At 71.1% G+C, this 20,991-nt stretch carries 19 protein-coding genes; 12 read left to right on the top strand and 7 right to left on the bottom strand.

Annotated elements, in window-relative coordinates:
- The first annotated feature begins 34 nt into the window (after positions 1–34).
- The 6 genes from WME90_RS29315 to WME90_RS29290 all read left to right on the top strand — a co-directional run bounded on the left by WME90_RS29315 (position 35) and on the right by WME90_RS29290 (position 5,585).
- Positions 35–1,015 (top strand): 2-dehydropantoate 2-reductase, encoded by a 981-nt coding sequence (locus WME90_RS29315; protein ID WP_437275317.1) that lies wholly within the window; start codon positions 35–37, stop codon positions 1,013–1,015.
- A 255-nt stretch (positions 1,016–1,270) separates the two neighbouring features.
- Positions 1,271–2,161 (top strand): hypothetical protein, encoded by an 891-nt coding sequence (locus WME90_RS29310; protein ID WP_437275316.1) that lies wholly within the window; start codon positions 1,271–1,273, stop codon positions 2,159–2,161.
- Positions 2,162–2,185: 24 nt separating this feature from the next.
- Positions 2,186–3,412, top strand: coding sequence for a hypothetical protein (locus WME90_RS29305; protein WP_437275315.1), 1,227 nt, complete (start codon positions 2,186–2,188; stop codon positions 3,410–3,412).
- Positions 3,413–3,609: 197 nt separating this feature from the next.
- A complete protein-coding gene (locus WME90_RS29300; protein WP_437275314.1) occupies positions 3,610–4,251 on the top strand; it encodes a hypothetical protein in 642 nt (213 codons plus the stop codon).
- A complete protein-coding gene (locus WME90_RS29295; RefSeq protein WP_437275313.1) occupies positions 4,248–5,156 on the top strand; it encodes a DUF4159 domain-containing protein in 909 nt (302 codons plus the stop codon). The genes WME90_RS29300 and WME90_RS29295 overlap by 4 nt, the downstream gene beginning before the upstream one ends.
- Positions 5,157–5,165: 9 nt before the next feature.
- The gene (locus WME90_RS29290; protein ID WP_437275312.1) at positions 5,166–5,585 is read left to right on the top strand and encodes a hypothetical protein; all 420 of its coding nucleotides are present in this window, start codon (positions 5,166–5,168) and stop codon (positions 5,583–5,585) included.
- A gap of 157 nt (positions 5,586–5,742) precedes the next feature.
- Here WME90_RS29290 and WME90_RS29285 read toward each other — a convergent pair whose 3' ends face one another.
- Positions 5,743–7,059 carry a PAS domain-containing protein gene (locus tag WME90_RS29285; RefSeq protein WP_437283678.1) on the bottom strand — a complete coding sequence of 439 codons (1,317 nt, stop codon included), beginning with the start codon at positions 7,057–7,059 and terminating at the stop codon, positions 5,743–5,745.
- Positions 7,060–7,306: 247 nt separating this feature from the next.
- On the opposite strand from WME90_RS29285, the gene WME90_RS29280 reads away from it, so the two are divergent.
- Complete coding sequence (locus WME90_RS29280) at positions 7,307–9,688, top strand: glutamine amidotransferase (RefSeq protein ID WP_437275311.1); 2,382 nt, start codon at positions 7,307–7,309, stop codon at positions 9,686–9,688.
- Between the two features lie 3 nt (positions 9,689–9,691).
- Here the strand turns inward: WME90_RS29280 and WME90_RS29275 are convergent, their stop codons facing one another.
- The 5 genes from WME90_RS29275 to WME90_RS29255 all read right to left on the bottom strand — a co-directional run bounded on the left by WME90_RS29275 (position 9,692) and on the right by WME90_RS29255 (position 15,323).
- The gene (locus WME90_RS29275; protein ID WP_437275310.1) at positions 9,692–10,762 is read right to left on the bottom strand and encodes an SMP-30/gluconolactonase/LRE family protein; all 1,071 of its coding nucleotides are present in this window, start codon (positions 10,760–10,762) and stop codon (positions 9,692–9,694) included.
- 596 nt (positions 10,763–11,358) lie between these two features.
- Positions 11,359–12,912, bottom strand: a complete 1,554-nt coding sequence (locus WME90_RS29270; protein WP_437275309.1) for a hypothetical protein — start codon at positions 12,910–12,912, stop codon at positions 11,359–11,361.
- Positions 12,913–13,044: 132 nt separating this feature from the next.
- Positions 13,045–14,136 (bottom strand): ABC transporter substrate-binding protein, encoded by a 1,092-nt coding sequence (locus tag WME90_RS29265; RefSeq protein ID WP_437275308.1) that lies wholly within the window; start codon positions 14,134–14,136, stop codon positions 13,045–13,047.
- A complete protein-coding gene (locus tag WME90_RS29260; protein ID WP_437275307.1) occupies positions 14,136–14,918 on the bottom strand; it encodes an ABC transporter permease in 783 nt (260 codons plus the stop codon). Before WME90_RS29260 ends, WME90_RS29265 begins: the two co-directional genes overlap by 1 nt.
- 273 nt (positions 14,919–15,191) lie before the next feature.
- The gene (locus tag WME90_RS29255; protein ID WP_437275306.1) at positions 15,192–15,323 is read right to left on the bottom strand and encodes a hypothetical protein; all 132 of its coding nucleotides are present in this window, start codon (positions 15,321–15,323) and stop codon (positions 15,192–15,194) included.
- A gap of 306 nt (positions 15,324–15,629) precedes the next feature.
- Here WME90_RS29255 and WME90_RS29250 point away from each other — a divergent pair, with 306 nt between their 5' ends.
- From WME90_RS29250 to WME90_RS29230, 5 genes are all read left to right on the top strand, one after another.
- Positions 15,630–16,271, top strand: a complete 642-nt coding sequence (locus WME90_RS29250; RefSeq protein WP_437275305.1) for an HAD family hydrolase — start codon at positions 15,630–15,632, stop codon at positions 16,269–16,271.
- 154 nt (positions 16,272–16,425) lie between these two features.
- The gene (locus WME90_RS29245; RefSeq protein WP_437275304.1) at positions 16,426–17,388 is read left to right on the top strand and encodes a hypothetical protein; all 963 of its coding nucleotides are present in this window, start codon (positions 16,426–16,428) and stop codon (positions 17,386–17,388) included.
- 198 nt (positions 17,389–17,586) lie between these two features.
- Positions 17,587–18,174: an RNA polymerase sigma factor gene (locus tag WME90_RS29240; RefSeq protein WP_437275303.1), complete on the top strand. Its 588-nt coding sequence runs from the start codon at positions 17,587–17,589 to the stop codon at positions 18,172–18,174.
- Positions 18,171–18,944 carry a hypothetical protein gene (locus WME90_RS29235; protein ID WP_437275302.1) on the top strand — a complete coding sequence of 258 codons (774 nt, stop codon included), beginning with the start codon at positions 18,171–18,173 and terminating at the stop codon, positions 18,942–18,944. Before WME90_RS29240 ends, WME90_RS29235 begins: the two co-directional genes overlap by 4 nt.
- 10 nt (positions 18,945–18,954) lie before the next feature.
- On the top strand, positions 18,955–20,223 hold the full coding sequence (locus tag WME90_RS29230) for a glycosyl hydrolase family 8 (protein ID WP_437275301.1): 1,269 nt from the start codon (positions 18,955–18,957) through the stop codon (positions 20,221–20,223).
- 64 nt (positions 20,224–20,287) lie between these two features.
- On the opposite strand, the gene WME90_RS29225 is transcribed toward WME90_RS29230, so the two are convergent.
- On the bottom strand, positions 20,288–20,731 hold the full coding sequence (locus WME90_RS29225; protein ID WP_437275300.1) for a hypothetical protein: 444 nt from the start codon (positions 20,729–20,731) through the stop codon (positions 20,288–20,290).
- Between the last annotated feature and the right edge of the window lie 260 nt (positions 20,732–20,991).

Genomic DNA, 20,991 nt, shown 5'->3' with positions numbered 1-20,991 from the left:
AGAGGCCGAACGAAGGGTATGATGGGGGGCCATCATGAAAATTGCTGTTTACGGCTTCGGAGCCATTGGCGGATTGCTCGGCGCCCGGCTGGCCATGGCCGGCTGCGACGTCAGCGCCATCGCGCGCGGGGAGAACCTCGCCGCCGTGCAGAAGCGCGGACTGCTGCTGCAAATCCAGGAAGAAATCACCAGCGTGCCGATCCGCGCTGCGCAGGATCCGGCCGTGCTCGGCGCGCAGGACGTCGTGATCATCGCGGTCAAGGCCAACGCGCTGACCGACGTCGCCGCGCGCATCGCGCCGCTGCTCCGCCCGGACACGATCGTCGTCCCCGCGATGAACGGCGTGCCGTGGTGGTTCTTCGCGCCCGAGAACGTGCCGTATGCTGGCGCTCGGCTGCAGTCGCTCGACCCGGGCGACGTGGTGTCGCGCGCTATCCGGCTCCGTCAGGTGGTCGGTTGCGTCGTGCATCTGTCGGGTTGCAGCCCGGAACCGGGGCTGGTGCGCGTGGGCCTCGGCAACCGTCTGCTCCTCGGCGAGCCGGCCGGCGGACACTCCGACCGTGCGGGCGCGCTGGTCGAGCAGCTGCAGCGCGCCGGCTTCGAGGCCAAGGCCAGCGCCGACATCCGGACCGACATCTGGTACAAGCTGTGGGGCAACATGACGATGAACCCGGTGTCGGTGCTCACCGGTGCGACGTGCGATCGGATACTCGATGATCCGCTCGTGCGCGGCTTCTGTCTCCGTGCGATGCAGGAAGCGGCAGCGATCGGCGAGAGGATCGGCTGCCCGATTGCACAGAGCGGAGAAGACCGGATGGAGGTCACGCGCAAGCTCGGCGCGTTCAAGACATCGATGCTGCAGGATGCGGAAGCCGGCAAGTCGCTGGAGATCGACGCGCTGGTGACCGTGGTGCATGAAATCGGCAAGCTGACCGGCGTGCCCACGCCGACCATCGACGGCTTGCTCGGCCTCGTGCGCCTTTGCGGCCGCACGCGCGGCCTGGTTGCCGGATGATCCTCGGGCGATCGCTCGCGGAGGAATGGCGCGGGGGCGCCGAGGCGGCGCTGCGGCGGATCGACGCGCTGGAAGAAGGGCGGATCCGGGGCCGCCGGCGCAGCGGCGCGTGACCGTGCGATCCGGTCCTCCTGGAAAGCGTCGCTATTTCAATAGCTTATCTGTGCATTGAAGGGGCCACCTTCACGCCGCGGCCTGCGGGACGCTGAGATGGTGCTTGACAGGGGACGTCTGTCTTCTCTTTCCTTTATTTCCATGTCCCGCGCTCTCCATCTCCTCGCGCTCGTTCCCGTCACGGCCGCTGCCTTGCTGTCCACGAGCGAGGCCTCGGCGACCAACTACACCCTGTGGATCCACGGCAGGAACACCAGCGGCTCGACGACGGCCGGCAACTACGACGATTTCTCCTACTGGGGATCGTCGTCGGCGGCGGCCGGCGTCAACAAGAAGGCCGTCAACTGGGACGGCAAGAGCAAGATCTCCGTCACCAACGACAAGATCCGCAACGCGCTCGATTGCTACTGCACCGGCTCGAACTTTTGCTACATCGCCGCGCACAGCGCCGGCAACGCGCACATCGGATATGCGCTCGCGATGTACGGCGGCAGCACGCGCGGCGTCAGAGACGCGATCCCCGCGGCTGACGGCACGTGTGGCGCGACCGGCGCCACGCAGGTCGGCTGGAACATCAAATGGGTCGACATCGCGAGCGGCGCCGCCGGCGGCAGCGAGCTCGCGAACGTCGGGAGCTGGGCCGTCAGCGATCCGCTCACGGACGATCTGAAGACGGCCACGATGCGCGCGCTCTACGACCACAACCAGACCCGCGGAAGGTACTTCTACATGTTCGCGGGCGCCAAGGGCACGCTGTATTCGGGGATCTTGCCGGGTCAAGACGACGAGGCCCTCTCCTATCACTCGACCGGCGGCGTCGCCGTGACGGGCAGCTTCTGCAACGCCGGGGATTGGTTCTGCGACGGCACGCTCACGACGGGCACCTCGGCGACGAGCAATGGGAAAGCCAAGTGGTCCTACCATTACACAGATTTTGTCGACGCCTCGGAGGCGTACAACCATTACTCGAACGGCGCCTGGGAGGGGATCGTGGGCCCGGTCCGCTCCGATGTCGTCGCGTACGCCCTGTAGCTGGACCGCGTCATTCGCTCCCGCGTGAAGAAAGACAAAAACAAGGCGCTCTCCCGTACGCCGCGGCGGTGGCTCGCCCTCGCCGCGGCGCTCGTTGTCGTCGCGCTCTTCTTGTTCCTCCGTGGCCGCTCGTCGAACGGCGAGAATACACCGTCCGAGGATGCCCTGCGCTCGGCGTCGCCTGCGAAAAGCGAGGGACCGAGGTCGCCCTCGCCGCAGGTCTTCGATCCCAAACATGGCAGGCCCCTCGGCGTGGCGGCCCCTGCGGGCGACGCCGATGATCAAGGGGCCCGCGAGACCGCCGAGCGGCGGCTGGAGCGCGCGCGCCGTACGCTCGAAGGGTATCTGCACGCGACGCGGTATCCGCCGACCTCGCGCCCGCTCTCGGAGAAACCCGACCTCGAAAAGCCTCATTCCGTCACGAAGGCCACCCATCCTCTCGCGGGAAAGGACGGGAAGGTCACGAGAGCGCGCGTCACGATGGAGCAAGATCGGCTCTTCCTCGTGGGCGACGAAGCCGCGCGGCTGACCGTGAACTGTCTCACGAGCGAAGGCCCCGCGCGCTGCGAGGTGCTCTCTGCCGAAGCCGGTCCGCCGCCGTCGTCGCCGCATTTCGGCAAATGGCCGACGAGCCCGGTCTCCTTCGCCGGCGACCCAGCCGTGGCCGCCTCGTTTGCCCCTGCGGACCATGGATTGGGGCGCTATCACGGGCCGATCGGCGTGGATCTCAGGCTCCGCATCGACGGCGAGGAGGGACGCGCGCGGTTCGACGTCATCTACACGCCGGCCGCGCCAGCTCGTTTCACGGGGAGGGTCCGCGAAGCTCTCGAGGACGGCTCGGTTTGTCTTTACGTGGAGCTCGCCGTGGACAAACCGGGTAGATACGTGGTCGTGAGCCGCGTGGACGACGCGGAGGGCGATTCATTCGGATACCTCGAGTTCAACGATCTCCTCGCGGCGGGCCCGAGCGAGGCGAGGATGTGCATCTTCGGCAAGCTCGTGCTCGATGAGCGGGCAAAGGCGCCCTTCACGCTGCGCGATGTGGAGGGATTTTTGTTGCTCGAGGACCACGACCCCGATCGAGAGTTGATGGCCGCGCGCGAAGGCGCGTTCTACAAAACGAAAGAGTACGCAGAGGATCGGTTCTCCGACGCCGATTGGCAGAGCGAAGAGAAAGCGCGGCACGTGAAGGAGTTCGAGAAGGACGTGAGGGAGGCCGAGGCGGGGCTCGAAGCGGCCGGCGGAAAATGACGATGGGCGCTCGGAGGAGCTCGGATTTCAGGTTCTCGATAGCTTCGTTCGGATCGTCGAGGAGGTCGTCGAGGCGCGGGCGGGCCCGCCTTCCCACACCCAGGCCCGCCACGGCGGTGGGGTCGTGACGGGCCGCGCGCTCGCCGCGCTCGCCACGGCGCTGGGACGCTCCGCCCGCGATGTACTAGGCTCGGCGCGTGCCGCGCCCCCCTGCCTCGCTGCTCGCGCTCGTGCTGCCGCTCTCCTGCGCGGCGGCGGCCTGCGCCTCGTCCTCGCTCCCCGACCCGAAGGAGACGGTGCAGGCGTACGCAGCCGCCGCGGCGCGCGGCGACGCCGACGCCATCTACGGCATGCTGAGCGACAAGAGCCGCACCGCGATGTCGCGCGACGAGGTGCGGCGGCGCGTCGCCGAGGCGCGCGCCGAGCTCGCGGAGCAGGCGCGGAGCGTCACGGCGCCCGGGGTCGTCGTCAAGACCCGCGCCCGCGTCCGCTACCCGGACGGCGAGATCGCGACGCTCGAGCTCGACGACCGCGAGCGCGCCTTCCGGATCTCGGCCGCCGACGCGCTGCCCGCGGGCGGACGCACCCCCGAGCAGGCGCTCGAGCAGCTCCGCCGCGTCCTCGCGCGCCGCAGCTACGCCGGCCTGCTGCGCGTCCTCACGCCGGCCACGCGCGCCGCCATCGAGAGCGACCTCCGCTCCCTCGTCGACGGGCTCGCTCAGCCCGAGGGCCTCGAGGTACGGATTGCAGGCGACTCCGCGACGGTGCAGATCCCGGGTGGGCACGAGGTGAAGCTCCGGCGCGAGGCGGGCGTATGGCGGGTCGAGGACTTCGATTGAGAGGATGGCTCGGCGCTCGCCGGCCGCGCGATGGGGGCGGCGAGGTGGCCCGGCCCGAGCCGCGCCTCGCGGCCGCGGCGCGACCGCGAGGCCTCGTGGCCGCGGCGCGCGCTCGACGCCTCGTGGCCGCGGCGCTGGTGGTTGTCTCCGCGCTGCTCCTGCTCGCGGTGCCGCGCCCCGTGCGCGCCTTCGGCGAGGAGGGGGCGTGGAACCCGCGGCCGCTGCTGACGGGCGACGCGCGATGGGAGGGGGTGCGCGCCACCGCGCCCGCGCGCTGGTCGTTCGAGCTGGAGCGGCGGACGAGCGCGCCAGCGCGCCGCAACCCGACCACGGTCCGCGCCGACGACCCGGCGCTGCTCGCCGAGCCGTTCGCGCTCTGGGGCGGCGACGGCGACATCCCGCCGCTCACCGAGCGCGAGGTCTTCGGCCTGCGCCGCTTCCTCGCGCTCGGCGGCGTGCTCCTCGTCGACGACTTCGCCCCGGGGAGCGGCGCGTTCGGCCGCGCCGCGCGGCGCGAGCTCGCCCGCGTCCTGCCGGAGGGCTCTCCGATCCCGATCGGCACGGAGAACGTCGTCTTCCGCTCGTTCTATCTCCTCCCGCGCGCCGTCGGCCGCGTCGAGGGCCCGCCGAAGCTCTCCGCGATCGTGCGCGGCGGCATGCCGCAGGTGATCTTCTCCGACCACGACCTCGCCGGCGCGCTGGCGCGCTCGGAGGGCGGCGGGCCGAGCGTCGAGGTCACGCCCGGGGGCGAGCCGCAGCGTGAGCGCGCGTTCCGCCTGGCCGTGAACATCGCGATGTACGTGCTCTGCTCGAACTACAAGGACGACCAGGTGCACGCGCCGTTCCTGATGCGCCGCCGCGCCGTCGACGACAACCGACCCCGCGCCGCGCCAGCGCGCCCGTGAGCCGCGGCGATGCCGGATCGTCTCGCCGCTGCGCCGAAGCTGGTCTGGCAGGACGACCACTTCACCGTGCTGTTCGACGCGCCCCTGCGCGTCATCTGGACCGTCCGCAGCTGCAAGCCGTTCGCCTCGCTGGAGGAGCTCGAGGCCGTGATGGGCGAGCTCATCGGCGTCCTCGACAGGCTGGGCCGCTCGCATCACGCCCTCTTCATCGACGTCCGCGCCGTCCCCGGCAGGAACGATCCGTCGTTCGAGGCGACGATGAAGCGCGTCCGACCGCAGTGGCTGCGGGGCTTCCGGCGGGTCGGCGTGCTCGTGCAGAGCGTCGTCGGCGCGCTCCAGATCCAGCGCCTCGCGAGGGATGACGGCATCGAGCGGCTGATCACGAGCGATGAGGCCGCGCTCCTCCGGTACCTCACGCAGGAGGGCTGAGCGGCCGGGAGCTGCGGTGTTCGGGGGCGCTCGTCCGGCGTGCGTCGTTTTGTGACGTAGATTGTGCCGGCTGCAAGAGCCGTGTTCGTTCCATGAGATGTATTGATGTCGACCACGACGTGTCGTGGTCGCGGGCGAGCCGGTCGACGGCGCGCCGCTACCGCCTGGCGTGGCGCAGGGCGTGCGCGATGCCGCTCTGCAACGTGCTCAGCGTGGTGATCCCGGAGAGATCCACGCCGAGCGTGACCAGCGTCTGCGCCACCTCCGGGCGGACGCCCGTGAGCACCACGCGCGTGCCGAGCAGCTGGGCGGCGCGCGCGGTGCGCGTCAGCGCGTCCGCGACGTGCGTGTCGACAGCGCGCACGCCGGTGATGTCCAGGATCGCGGTGTGCGCGCCCTGGCGGCTGATGCCGGAGAGCAACGTCTCCATGATCTGCTCCGCGCGCCCGCTGTCGATCGTCCCCACGAGCGGCATCGCGACCACCCGGTCGGCGAGCGGGATGAGCGGCGTGGACAGCTCCCGGAGGGCGGCCTGCTGCGTGAGGATGATCTGCTCCTGCAGCGCGGTCCGCTCCGCCTCCGCGCGCCTCAGCGACGTGATCTCGGTCACGATGCCGCCCATGCCGATCGGCGTGCCGCGCTCGTCGTGGATCGGGAATTTGACCGTGAAGAAATGGTGGTCGGCGCCGTGTATCGGCACCACCTCCTCGAACTGCATGACCTGCCCGCCGGTGAGCACCTCTCGCTCCTTCGCCACGATCATCGCGGTGGCCGCGGGGTCCACGGCGGCTAGCTCGGCCTCGTCCCGGCCGATGAGCTCGAGGACGTGCCTCTCCATCATTTGCGCGTGCATGCGGTTGGCGAGGACGTAGCGCCCCGCGGTGTCCTTGACGAAGATGGAGCTGCGCGCGTTGTCCACCAGCTGCAGGAGCAGCTGATACCGCCCCTGCACCGTCTTCTCCCTCCGCTGCCGGTCGCCCGTGTCGTCGACGAGCGCCGCGATCTCGTACGCGTCGCCCCGGCCGTCGCGCAGCACGGCGTAGGTCCACCGGCAGAGGAGCGCGTTCCCTTCCTTCGTCCTGCACTCGCTCGCGGTCGCGGCGAACCGGCTCTCCATCCGGTCGAAGCTGAACGCCCGCGTCGCGGCGGCGGACACAGGGTCTGCGCCCACGAGGTCGGCCAGCGGGCGGCCGATGGCCTCGCTCGCGCTCCAGCCGAAGAGGCGCTCAGCGCTGTCGTTCCAGTGCGTCACCGCGCCATCCTGGCGCCAGTGGATCACCGCAGGCACCGCCGTGGGCAGCCCATCGAGCGCGTCGAAGGCCTCCATGGCGGCCGCCTCTGGCGGCGCGGCTCCGTTCCGCGCATGGCCGTTGGAGCGCTCCGCCAGCGCCTTCTCCAGCGCCTCGACGCGCGCGCGCAGCTCTGCGTTCTCTGCCCTGAGGCGCCCGGCCTCGTCCAGCTCTTCGCGCACCATTGACAAGGCTTCGAGCCTACGCGCGGCGTGCCCGGCGTTTCAAGGTGGCCAAGCAGGTTGTTCGAGGTCGCCCGCGATGTCGCATCGACGGCGCCGGGCTGGGACAGCCCGCTCCGATGTACTAGGCTCCGCGCGTGTCACGCGCCCTCGACTCGCTGCCAGCGCTGTCGCTCGCCTTCGCCGGCGCCGCCTGCGGGCCTCGCTCTTTTCGCGCGCAGCCCACGCTTCCCTTGCTCCCGGAGCGGCCGTGAACCGGAGCTTCGCGCCCTCGGGCGACCTCTCGTCGCCGGTCGTGGCCGTCGCCTGCGTCGTCGCCGCCCTGAGCTTCGGCCTGCTCGTGCTCGAGCTCGTCCGTGCGCGCGGCAGCGCCGCCGGGGCGGCGGGCGCTGCGCCCGCGCGCGCGGCGCTCGGCACGGCGCTCACGGGCGCGCTCGCCGTGCTCGGCTTGCTCGCCGCCATCCTCCGCCCGGTCGCGGTCACGTCGCGCGGGAGCCTCGTCGGCCCGAAGGTCGTGGTGCTGGTCGACGGCTCCCGATCCATGGACCTGCCGGGCATCGGCGGGACCCGCCGTGAGAGCGCCGAGCGGGCGCTCGAGGAGCTCGGGAAGCGCGCCGATGTCCGGCTCTCCCGCTACCTGTTCGGCGAAGGGGCGCCGCTGCCGGCCGACGGGCAGGCAGGCGATGACGGCGCCGCGCCCGCGCCGGGCGGGAGCGCTGGCGCCGCGCCTGCGCCGGGCAGGGACGCGGGCGCCGAGGCGCCGGCCGCGGCGTCCGCGCCGGCCGCCGCGTCGCCGGCGCGGGGCCGGCCGCAGCGCCGCTCGGACCTCAGCGCCGCGCTCGAGGCGCTCGCCCGCGCCGCCGACGAGCGGCCGTCGGCGTTCGTCGTCGTCTCCGATGGCCGGCTCGACCGCCCGGGCCCCGAGGACACCGCCGCGGCGACGCGGGCCGCGCTGGAGGGGCTCGACGTCCCGGTGCACACGGTCGCGGTCGCGACCGAGTCCGTGCGCGACGCCGGCGTCCGCGCGGTCCGGACCTCCGGCGCCGCGGTCGCCCACCAGCCGCTCTCGCTCCGCATCGACATCGGCTGCAGCGGCGGCCTCGCGTGCGATGCTGTCCCCGTCGTGGCCCGCGAGCTGCGCGAGCAGGGCGCGCCGACGACGCTCGCGACGGGCACGGCGCACGTCGAGGGCGGCGTCGGCACCGTCGAGCTCGGCGTGACGCTCGACCGCGCAGGAACCCGCATCCTGGAGGTGTCGATCAAGTCGCCGGAAGGCGACGAGCTCCCCGAGAACGACGTCCGGTACATCACGCTCGACGTCGCGCGCGATCGCATCCGGGTGCTCCACGTGGCGGGCCGGCCGACGTACGACGTCCGCGCGCTCCGGATGTGGCTCAAGTCCGACGCCTCGGTCGACGTCGTGGCCTTCTTCATCCTGCGCACGCCCGGCGACGAGGTGAACGCGTCGTCGGACGAGCTCGCGCTGATCCCGTTCCCGGTCGACGAGCTCTTCAGCGTGCACCTCTCGAGCTTCGATGCGGTCGTCCTGCAGGACTTCGACGCCGCGCCGTACGGCTTGACCAAGCACCTCCCGGCGCTGGCCCAGTACGTCGACAAGGGCGGCGGGCTCATCATGGTGGGCGGCCCGAACGCGTTCGTGCAGGGCAACTATGCGCGCACGCGGCTCGCCCGCGTCCTGCCGGTGGATCTCGACATCGGCCGCGCGCCCGCGGTGGATCTCGGCGCCTTCGTCCCGCGCATCACCGCCGCGGGCCGCGCGGCGCCGGTGCTCGCGCCGCTGCTCGCGCTGATCGGCGACGAGATGCCGGAGATGCCGGGGACCAACGTCGTCGGCGATCCGCTCCCCGGGGCGACGGTGCTGATGACGCACCCGACCCGCACGACGGCTTCGGGCGCGCCGATGCCGGTGCTCTCGCTGGGCGAGCACGAGAGCGGCCGGACCATCGCGCTGACGCTCGACGGCAGCCACCGCCTGCTCTTCAGCGCGTTTGCCTCGAGCTCCGCGGGCCGGGCGCACGGCGCGTTCTGGGACGCGCTGCTCGGCTGGCTCATGCGCGATCCGCGCTTCGAGCCTGCCGCGATCGAGCCGCGCGGCGGCTGCCTCGCGGGCGAGGAGACGGCGCTCGTGCTGCGCCCCCTCGCGGGGCAGCGCGGCCAGGCCAGGGTGACGATCGCGCGCCTCGGGAGCGGCGCGGTCGTGAAGACGTTGACCGCGCAGATCGGCGAGGGGGGCGAGCCGGTCGAGCTCGCCGCCGGTCGCCTCGAGCCCGGGGGCTACGCGGCCACGGTGGAGATCGTCCCGGAAGGCGCCGCTGGCGACGGAGGCGACCAGAAGCGGGCGACGACGCGGCGCGACTTCGCGTGCGAGCGCGGCGGTGATGAGTGGGCCGATCCGCGCCCCGACGTCGCCCGCCTGGAGGAGATCGCCCGGGCGACGGGGGGCGCGTCGGTGCTCTCGTCGGCCGCCGGCTCGCTGTCGCTGCCCGCGGCGACGCAGGTGGCGGCCGAGCGCCACGTCGCGCCGCTCCTGCCTCCCTGGGCCTGGACGCTGGCGGCGGCCGGGGCGCTCGGCGCGCACTGGATCGTGCGCCGGCGCGGTGGGCTCGCCTGACCCTCAGGGAAGCTGCGGCTTCTCGAGCGGATCGGCCTTGTCTCCGACCCAGGTCCTCAGCACCGCGAAGTGCGAGGCGTCCCGGGTGAAGCTCGCGTGATTCACGATGAGCAGCGTCTGTGCCGGGTCGTTGAAGGCCACGTTGGCGGGGGCGTCGAGGGGAATCTCGTCCCCTGGTGAGCTCTCGATGCGCGACTCCTCGACCCCGCGCTTGTCGAGCACCGAGATCGCGTTGGCCCCCGCGAGCGCGACATAGAGCTTCCCTGACCTTCCGAACGCGAACCCGTCGGGCGCCTCGCCAGCGGTGTAGGCGTGGACCAGCTCCAGATCGTCCGCGTCGGGGGCGTCGACGAGGGGGAGCCTGTAGATGGCCCCCAGGCTCGTATCCGACAGGGAGAAGGTCACCGAGAAATAGACGTGCTCCCGCCGCGGATCGAGCCGGATCCCGTTCACGCCGATCGGCAGGTCGCCGCCGCCGACGAGGGCCATGCTCTGAAACCAGATCTCCGGCGCGCCGCCCCCGGGCGGGTAGCGGAAGATCGTCGCCTGGAGCGAGTCGGTCACATAGGCGTAACCCTCCTCGTCGAAGGCGATATCGTTCGGTATCGGCGGCGTCGGGAAGGGGGTTGGCGAGCACGCCTCACCCGGCGTGGCCGCCACGCACGCCGGCAGATCCGGTAGCGGAGCGCCGTAGCTCTCCTGGACATATCTATGTCCAGCCTTCGTGAAGCGCAGGAGGCCGAGCTGGGTGCTGAGCGCGTAGACGCGGCCATCGCCGTCGATCGCGATGCAGCTCAGCGCATGCTCGTCGCCGAGCGCCTCGCCCGCCACCGTGATCGTGCTCTTCTGGACTTTGCTGTCCCTGTCGAACACGGCGATCTTCGATGGGCCTTGGCCTGCCGTGCCGAACGTCGCCGGGCCGGAGACGTAGACCAGATTCCCATGGACCGCGATGCCTTCGGGGAACCCGGGAGCCGCCGGAACCGTCGCGAACGTCCTGGTCTCCCCGTAGCAGTTCCCCTGCGCCAGCACCGGACCCGCGCTCAGCGGCGACACGGCGGAGAGGAGCGCCATCGCGCCGCAGGCCAACCATTTTCCGTTGGAGCGCGATGATTTTGCTATGATGGAACGCGGCATAAGTCCTCCAGGGGTCCATGGTTGCAGGACCGGAGTTGTCGAAATAGGCCACGTCGAGAACCCAGAATGCAGATTGCCTGGCTTCGTCAGGCTGACGACGCGGCCATGATAGCTGGAGTATATGAGGGTGAGATGATTGGCTGTCGAGTCAAATTATTCAGTTCCTGAAATAATGGGGGAGGTGCTGAGCGGCGCCGCCTGGGTGCAGTTTTTCGTGTGTGTGTCTGCGTAGTTGCGCGTTTGTGCCCGCGCTGCACGGTGCTGTCGGGAGGTGACAGATGTGTGCAACTGGGGGAGCGCGTTGTTGTCGGGTTGTCAGGCGTTACGCCGAGATGCGCCGAGATGCGCCGAGAGTTGCCGAAGGTCCTTGATGCGCGCAGGGCGATGCGCTGTAGGCGAGGCACGCGCGAGGCACGCGCGTCGGTCGATCCGCGTCCGCGAGACGGCCGCACGAGGGCGTCGCCGCCAACTCGGCGGCTCGGCGGGACTGCGCAGGATCAGGCGCGTGCGGCTCCGGCGGTCGAGCCGTCGAGCTAAGGCTGCGCCGGCCAGGCGACGCGCGTCGGCACCAGCCGGGGCTCGACGGTCCCGTCGCCCAGCTCGCCGTTCCTGTTGTCGCCCCAGCAGAGCATCTCGCCCGTGAGCTTGAGCGCGCAGCTATGGTCGTCGCCGAGGGCCAGCTCGACCACGCCGGTCAGCCCGATCGGCTGCGGGGTGAGCCCTGGATCCTGCGTGCCGTCGCCGAGCTGCCCCTTCGTGTTGTCGCCCCACATGAGCACCTTGCCGCCCGCCACCACCGCGCCGGAGTGCCTCGCGCCGAGCGAGATCCGGGTGACGTCCACGAGCTCCGGGATCTCCCTGGGCAACGCCTCGTCGTTCACAAGGCCTGTCCCGAGGCGGTACTGCGCTCCCTTGCCCCAGCAGGAGGCCGCGCCGAGCGCCGGCGCGGCGCACGTGTGCAAGGCGCCCGCGGCCGTGAGCGCGACGCTGGTCAGGTTCTCGAGGAGCTGCGGGGTGTTCTTCTGGTTGAAGCCGCCGATGCCGAGCTGGCCGCTCTCGTTGTGGCCCCAGCAGTACATCCTGCGCTCGCCCATCCGCTCGATCATGCCCGCGCAGGTGTGCGAGAGGCCCGCGCTCACCGAGCTCACGTCGTCCAGCATGACGGTGGGCACGAGCCGATCGACCTCGTCGCCGTAGCCGAGCTGGCCGGAGCTGCCCTCGCCCCAGCAATAGAGCTCGTGCGTCGTCGTCACCGCGCAGGTGTGGGTCCCGCCGACGGCCACTTGGGTCGCGCCCGCGAGCTCCTTGGCGCGCACGGGGAAGAGGGAGTTCGTCGCCTCGCCGTCGCCGAGCTGACCGCTGTTGCCCGCGCCCCAGCACGCCACCGCGCCGTCGGCCAGCACCGCGCAGGTGTGCACGCGCCCCGTCGAGACGCTCGCCGTGACCCTGGCGGCGCCGCTGAGGCCGATGACCCGCCTGGGGATCGGCCGGTCCTGCTGCAGCGTGCCGTCGCCGAGGTTGCCCCAGGTGTTCCTGCCCCAGCACCAGACCGAGCCGTCGCTGAGCACCGCGCACGTGTAGTCCGCGCCGGCCGCGATGTGCCTGGGCACGACGCAGGCGCCTTGCACGCACTGGCCGCTGCAGGGCTTGTCGCAGCTGCCGCAGTGCGCGGTGCTCGTGAGGAGGTCCACTTCGCAGCCGTTCTCGGGGTTCTTGTCGCAGTTGCCGAGGTTCTCCCCGCACGCCGGGTACTGGCAGACGCCGTCATGGCAGGTCGGTTGACCGCCGAGGGCCGAGCAGGCGACGTCGCACGCGCCGCAGTGCTGCGCGTCCGTCATCGGGTCGACGCACGCGTCGCCGCACACCATCCCGCCTCCAGGACACCCGCCGCCGCTCCCGCTGCTCCCGCCGCTCCCGCCGCTCCCGCCGCCGGCGCTCGAGCTCGTCGACGCGTCGGGCGGGCGCGCCGTGAACTCGTCGCCGCAAGCGGCGAAGGCGATGGCGACGGCGGCGGGCACGTACGCCGCCGCGAGGGGCAGCGAGGCGAACGGGAGCCGGCTGGCCCAAGGTCGATGCGTGGAAGCCATGGAGGGCGTTCTTCCCTTGCGTTGAGGAGGCGCGACGGCGCCATGAGGACGCGGCGGCGTGCGACATTCTAGACGAAGTCGCGCGCCGAGATCTCTCGCCGCGCGCCGCGCGCGGGCCGCCGAGCGTTCCGATCAGCGCGCGGCGACGAGCACGTCGTCGATCGGCGGCGCCTTCTCGAGCACGCCGAGGTCCACGAGCTGGTTCGCGAGCGTCTCCCAGCGTTCGCGGGTCATCACGCCGAGGCCCTTCTCCTTGGTCTCGGGGGTCTCGATGAGCGGCCGCTGCGCCTCGGCGGCGGCGACGAAGGTCTCCGCGTCCATCGAGGTGTTGAGCTTGGCCATGACCTCGTTGGACCGCGTCGGATCGTGGAGGTACGTGCGCCAGCCCTCGCCCGTCGCACGGACGAACGCGCGGACGCGCTCCGGGTTCTCCTTCCACAACGCCGCGCGCGTGATCACGACCACGACGTACGGGTTGAACCCCTCGCTGGCCACCAGGAACGGGGCGGGATCGCTCCCTTTGCGCTTCGCCGCGATCGGCTCGGCGGTGATGAAGCACTGCTGGGAGAAGTCCTTGTCGGCGACGAAGCGGGCGACGCCGCCGTCGTACGGCACGACCTTCACCTTGTTGAACCCGTACTTCTTCTTGAGGTACGCGGCGTAAGGCAGCCCCGGCTCGATGGCGAGCGTGCCCGACTTGAGGATGTCGGCGATGCTCTTCGCGCCGCGGCTCTCGTGGGTCATGATGGCCTGCGGCGACGTCTGGAACACGGCGAAGAGGGGGAGCACGTCCGCGCCGCGGGCGCGGGCCGTGAGCACCTCGTCGGCGCCGGAGATGCCGAAATCCACCTGCCCGCCCGCCACCATCTGGACGACCGGCACGCCGGCGCCGCCGCCGAGGATCTCGACATCGAGCCCTTCTTTGGCGAACGCGCCCGACTCGCGCGCGGCGTAGAACCCGCCGAACTCGGGCTCCGGGACCCAGTTGAGGGCGAGCTTCACCTTGGCGGCCGGCGCGCTCTGGGCAGGCGCGGCAGGCGCGGCAGGCGCGCTCTGGGCAGCCGCGGCCGGCGCGCTTCCCTGAGGGGAACCGGACGACGCGCGCCCGTCGCCTTCCGGCGACTGCGAGCGCGAGCAGGCGGGGGCGAGGAGAGAGACGGCGGCGAGGGAGGCGAAGCGTGCGAGGCGTCGGAGGAACGACCGGCGGCTGTCGGAGGAGTGCATCAGCGATTGATCTCCGAAGGATGCCAGCGCCGCAAGAGCCGCCTGCCGGCGAGGTCGACGGCGCCGAACAGCGCGAGGCCGAGCCCCGAGGCGAGCAGCACGGCGGCGAAGAGCAGATCGGTGCGCAGCTGCCGGTACGCGGAGAGGACCAGGATGCCCAGCCCAGCGGCGTCCTCCGAGAAGCCGGCGACGAACTCTCCGACGATCGCGCCGATGACGGCGAGGCCCGCCGCGATCCGGAGGCCCGTCACGAGGTGGGGGAGCGCCGAGGGCAGCTCGAGCTTGCGGAGCGTGGCGAGGCGGCCGGCCCCGTAGAGACGGAAGAGATCGCGCAGCGCGGGTTCGACGGAGCGCAGGCCGGTGAGGGTGTTCGCGATGACCGGGAACACGGAGACGATGAACGCCGAGACCGCGACCGCGCGCAGGCCGGGGCCGCACCAGAGCACGAGCAGCGGGGCGATGGCGACGATCGGGACGGTCTGCAGGAAGACGGTATAGGGATAGAGCGCCCTCTCGAGCGGGCGCGACGAGGCGAGCGCTACGGCGGCGAGCACGCCGACGGCGGCGCTCAGGAAGAAGCCCGCGAGAGCGGCCTTCGCCGTCGTGACGGCGCCGGCGAGCAGGGTGGCGGCGTCCCCCGCGCCCGCCCGCGCCACGTCCGAGGGAGGCGGCAGGAGGTAGGCAGGGATGCCGAGCGCGCGGGCGAGCACCTCCCAGAGCGCGAGCAGGATCACGAGCGCGGCGAGCGGCGGCGCGACGGCTTGGAGCGTGGTGGGTCGCACGGCTCGGCCCTCTCTAGCGCGAGGCCGCCGTGCCAGGAAGATGCTGCGGCGGAAGAAATCAAGCCGAGGCGCGGCCCGGCGGTGATCGACGCGCGCCGAGCCTCGGAAGAGCCTCGGAGGAGGCGGCGTCGAGCGCCACGCAGGGGGCTGCCCGCGGCCGGCCTCTATGCGTCCGGAACGCTCTCGACGGCGGGTGGAAGGTGGGTCCTGTCGAAACGGAGCTCTGTCGAAGCGGGGGATGAGCCGCGCGGAGCGCGACGTGCTTCGGTCCGACTACTTGCCCTTCTTGGCGGGCGCGGCCGGAGCAGGCGACCCTTTGGCGGTCGCGGCTGCCTTCTTCTGGTTCTTCTCCGCCGTGTCCTGCTTCTTCTGTCGCTCTTTGGCCTTCGGAGATTTGTCACCCATGGGACCCCCTCGGTGGACGCGTTTGTCAAATCCACCTTGACCGAGGCTAGCACCATCCCTGGTGGCGCAGTCACGAACTTTGTACTTCGCGAGGGGCTACGTCTCGGCCTCTCGTCGTCCCGTCGGTTCGCCTCGTCCACCGCCAGGAAGGGCCGCCGAGAGACGGTCGACGCGCTCCGCTGCGGCCCTTGCTGCGTCTGGCCCTTGCTGCCTCTGGCCCTTGCTGCCTCTGGCAGATGGGCGGCCGCTGTGGGTGTCCACGACGTCACTTGCTGGCATGGAGGGGCGGCGCTACGAACCCCCGGCGTGTTCAAGGCCATCCTCTGGGATAACGATGGAGTCCTCGTCGACACGGAAGGGCTCTATTTCCAGGCGACGCGCGAGACGATCGCGTCGGTCGGCGTCGAGCTCACCGTGGACGACTATCGCCAGCTGTTCCTCGTCGAGGCGCGCGGCGCCTGGCACCTCGCCAGCGCGCGCGGGGTCGACGAGGCGGGCGTGCGGCGGCTCGCAGACGAGAGGGATCGCCGGTACCTCGAGCTCGTCGCGGGGGGAGACACGCTGTTGCCGGGCGTGCGCGAGGTCGTCGCGGCGCTCGCCGCGCGCTTTCGCATGGCGATCGTCACGAGCAGCAAGCCCGAGCCGTTCCATCGAGCGCACGCGACGACGGGCCTCCTGCGGTGGTTCGAGTTCGCGCTCACGCGGGAACAGTACGCGCGCGCCAAGCCGGATCCCGAGCCGTACCGGGTCGCCTGCGAGCGGCTGGGGCTCGCCGCGCAGGACGTCCTCGTCATCGAGGACTCCGAGCGCGGGCTCCGGTCGGCCAAGGCCGCGGGCCTCACCTGCTGGGTCGTCCCGTCGCCGCTCACCGCGCGGTCGGACTTCACCGGCGCGGACGAGGAGCTCGGGTCGCTGCGCGAGGTGCTCGTTCGCCTCGGAGGGTCGTGAGCGCGACCTCACGTCCGCACGATGAGGTAGCTCACAGCGCCTGCGTGCGCACCGCCGCCGCGCCTCGTCGTCGTCTGGATTTTTGCACGCTGCACATCTGATGGGTGCATGACCATCTGGCGGTTCGCGAACGGTTCGTGGCACCTTCGGGCCCGTGGCTTCCGGTGACGGCATCTCGCTCATCGAGCTCGTCGTCCTCGGTTGGTCGTCGGCCACCGCGGCGCCGGCGCCGATCCCCATCCGCATCGATTTCGATGCGCCAGCGGACTGCTCGACCGCCGACGCGCTCTACGAGGGCATCCGCGCCCGGTCGGACCGCGTGCGGCGCGCGGCGGACGGAGAGGACGGCTGGGGGGTCCGCGTCCGGCTGAGCAGCGCCGGGTCCGGGATCCACGGCGAGCTCCGCGTCGTTCACGCGGGCGGCGAGACCGACACGCGCACCGTCGATGCGATGTCGTGCGACGTCGTGGTCCAGGCGCTCGCGCTCACCGCGGCGCTCGCGCTCGACGAGGTGGCCGAGGTGACCGCGCCCCTTTCTCCCCCTGCGCCGCCGCCGGTCGTCCCCCCGGCGCCTCCGGTCGCCCCGCAGGAAGCGCCGCCGTTCAGCTTCGGGCTCGGCGCGCATGTCCTGGTGACGCAGGTCGTCTCACCTTATGCGAGCCTGGGCGGCGCGATCGGTGCCCGCGTGACCCCGCGCACCGAGGGCGCGCTGAGCCCTTCGTTCGGCCTCTCGCTGATGTACGCGCGGAACGACCTGCTGGGCGCCGACAGCGCCCTCGTCCAGTGGGCGGCCGCTGCGCTCACCGCGTGCCCGCTGCGCTGGCAGATTGCCCACGTCTTCAGCGCAGAGCCATGCGTCGTGGCCTCCGGCGGCTGGATCGAGGCGACGGGGCGAGGCATATCGAACCCGGAGTCCGCTGTGCGGTCGTGGTGGAGCGCCGGAGGCCTCGTGCGCGCCACCGCGCTCGTCGGCGAAGGCACCGCCCTCGAGCTCGAGGTGAGCGCTGTCGCGCCGCTCGTCCACCGGCGCTTCACTGTGGGGTGGTCTGCCGAAACCGTCGGCGAAACGCCGGCGATCTCGCCGCTCGTCGGCATTGGAATCGTGCATAATTTCTAAGCCGGGATTCTGTGATCACTCCGACTCGCGCTGGGAATTATGACCCATGGACGGCATCCGGAAGCTGGGCCGCAGGTGCGCTGCCCCCCCCGACCCGAGGACAATGTTCCGCTCTGGCTGTCGCCCATTGCTTCCCGGTAGTGTCCGTTCTTCACTGGTCTCATGCCTCGCCTCGCGGTGAGTATGGTTGCCGACGTCATGACATCGCCTGCTTTGCCCGATAGCGAGCCGGTGAGCGTGGCGCCCTCGGCGGCCACCGTGAAGCAGCGGGACGCGCGCCTGCGACGGATGGTGGATGCTCATCTTGACTTCATCGGGCGGGTGCTCCGCAACGCGGGGACCCCAGCTGCCGAGATCGACGACGCGGTGCAGCGCACCTTCATCGCCGCCGCGCAGCGGCTGGACGACGTCCGGCCGGGCGCCGAGAAGAGCTTTCTTCTCCAGACCGCGCTTCACGTAGCCGCCCACGCGCGCCGCAGCGCCGCGCGTCGGCGAGAGTTCCCCGCGGCCGAGCCGCCGGAGGTTGTGGACGCTGCGACACCCGAGCAGCTCACCAGCCAGAAACACGCGCGACAGATGCTCGATCAGGTCCTCGACCAGATGGAGTCGGATCTGCGGACGGTGTTCGTGCTGTACGAGTTCGAGGAGATGAGCATGGTGGAGATCGCCGGCGTGCTGGGGATCCCGCAGGGCACCGTGGCCTCTCGGCTACGAAGGGCCAGGGCCGATTTTCGTGAGCGCGTCCGCGCGCTGGAGCTCGTTTCGACGAGCGAGGTGAGACGATGACTGAACCACGTCGCCTACTGGAGGAGAGCGACAACCCGCTCGAACGCGCTCTGCTGAACGCAGGTGCGTCGTATTCCACGTCACCGGAGACGCGCGCGAAGACGCTGGCCGCGCTGGGGCTCGCCGGCGCTGCCGCGCTGTCGGCCAGCGTGGCGGCGCCTGCGGCGCTCTCCGCGACAGGGATGTCCGCTACGTCCTCGTCGCTCGCCGTGAAGCTCGGCTGGACAAAGATCCTCGTCGCGCTCTCGACGGTGGGCATGCTCGCCGGCATCCCGGCGGGTTACCTCGCCTGGCGCGGGCAAGACGCCCAGGAGGTCGCCGCGGCGCACCGCTTCGGCGCCGCGCTCGCCGGCCCGGTCGCGCAGGCGGCGGTGCAGGCGCCGGTGCAGGCGCCGGTGCAGGCGCAGGTCGAGGCTCGCGCGGAGGAGACGGCCGCCCCGGCGCCTGCGGATGGCGGCAGCGTCGCGGCCACGAAGCTCGACCCGAAGCCGTCCGGTGCGGGCGCCGCCCTGGAGGCGGAGCTCGGCGCGCTGGACGCGGCGCGCACGATGCTCGCGAGCGGGAACGCGCGGGGGGCGCTCTCGCTCCTGGACGCCTATTCCAAGGCGCATCCCCGTGGCCGGCTGGGCCTCGAGGCCGAGGTCCTGCGGATCGACGCGCTCGCGAAGAGCGGCCGCCCCGATGCTGCGTCGCAGCGCGCCGCGGCATTTCTTCGCCGGAATCCGAACAGCGTGCTTGCCTCCAGGGTCCGGCGCTATGTAAACGATTGAAATCTGGGTCATGCGTTGCCCTGCCCCCCTCCGTTCGTTCCGCGCTGCGTCCGGTATCGCCGGCGCCTGGATGGCGGTGTGCGTGCTGCCTGGGTGCGTGACCACGGTGGATTCGCTCGGCTACGACCGGATGAGCAGCGATGAGCTCAGCCCGCTGACGGGCCCCCAGGAGTACCCGAACGCGTTCCGCGACGTGCTCGGCAAGACGGACGAGGAGATCGCGACCAAGATCGAGGACAGCTTCAATCAGCTCTTCTACGGCGATTTCAGCAACACGCCCATCTACTACGCGATACCCGGCACGGATCAGGCCTACATCTGGGACGCCTACCACCGTAACGTGCGCACCGAGGGCATCGGCTTCGGGATGATCATCACGGTCGAGCTCGACAAGCGAGACCAGTTCGATCGGCTCTGGCGGTACGCCGAGTCCACGCTCCAGCCCACGTCCGGTCCCAATCAGGGATATCTCATCTCGTGGTGCGACACCCCGGGGAACACGGTGCTGTGCGTCGATCCCTTTGGCCTCCAGCAGATCGCGATGGCGCTGTTCTTCGCCCACGGCCGCTGGGGGAGCGACACCGGGACCATCGACTACGGGCAGAAGGCGATCGGCTTGCTCGAGGTGATGCGCCACAAGGAGGCCCTGAACGGGGGAGTCGACTCCGGTGTGACGAACACCTTCGATGCGACGACGAAGCTCGTCTACGATTTCCCGAACGTCATGGCGGGGGACGTCACCCGTCCCTCGATCGAAATGCCCGCGTATTACGAGCTCTGGGCGCAGGCCATGGGCGACTCGTTCTGGTCCGAGGCTGCGGCCAGCGCGCGCGCGCACTGGCAGGTGGCCGCGCACCCGAGCACCGGCCTCATCCCGACGCGCACCTATTTCGACGGCAGGCCGGTGCTCAACTGGGACTTCTTCGGCTCCGAGGCCTACCGCACGCAGCTGAGCCTCGCGCTCGACCACGTCTGGTTCGGCGTCGACCCGTGGCAGGTGGAGGAGGCGGACCGGCTGCTCGGGTTCTTCTCGAAGCAGGGCATCGGCCAGTACCCCGCGAAATACAAGCTCGACGGCGTGGCGCTCAATGCCACGCCAGAGTCGGCGCTCATCTTCATGAACGGCGTCACCGGCCTGGTCGCGACGGCCAACAATCGCGCCGACTACATCGAGGCGGTGTGGACGACGCCCCCGGGGACCAACGAGGCCCGCTACTACTCGGGGTTGCTCCACCTGCTCTCGCTGTTGACGCTGAGCGGGCAGTTTCGCGTGTACTGATTCCGTGCGCGGCCATCGCCGCGCGACGTGCGGCCGCCCTCTCGGGCGGCGCCCGGCCGGCGCGTCACGACGGCACCCCGCCGTTGCCTCGAATGACCCCGGCGACGAGCGCGAGCTCGAGGCGGAGCACCGCGGCCCTCTCCAGGAGCTTCGCCTCGACCAGGCCGCCGAGGAGCGTCACGAGCTTGTCGTAGTCGGGCGCCTGCGCCTTCCAGTTCGCGATCGGATACGCCTCGTAGAGCCCGCGCGTGAGGCGTGACGGCGTCAGTATCGAGACGCGCGCCTCCGGGTGCCAGAGCTGGAGGTGCCAGAAGCCGTGCGTGACGAAGTAGTCGAACTTCCGCCCCCCAAAGAGGCGCACTTCCCAGCCCGCGACGACGAGCGCGAGCTCACGCTCGCGAGGATCGTGCGGCGGGGGAGGCCAGCCCTCCTCGCAGGCGGACTCCGGCAGGCACGAGAGCTCGGACCGGAGCGGGCGACCGACTGACAGCGGTATGCGTGAGCTCACAGGGCTCCTCCCTGGTGAGCGCCGGACCAGAGGAAAGCAGCAAGCGCTGAGCATCGGTACAGGCTCGGGGCAGGAGGCATCTCTCGGCTCACGTTGGCTCCGTTGTTGATATTGAAATTGATGTTCAACTTCAATATGATTGGCTCCTGCTGATGTCAAGCGAAAAAGGGGTGCCGCCGGAGAGGGCCGTTCTGGCGGGGACAGCCCGGGCGCCGCGTTGGTCACCAGGGGAACGTGGTCGAGCCCGGGCGTCGTGGGTG

The organism is Sorangium sp. So ce375 (assembly GCF_051473855.1).
Lineage (GTDB): Bacteria > Myxococcota_A > Polyangia > Polyangiales > Polyangiaceae > Sorangium.
This window is presented reverse-complemented; position numbering and strand designations above follow the sequence as displayed.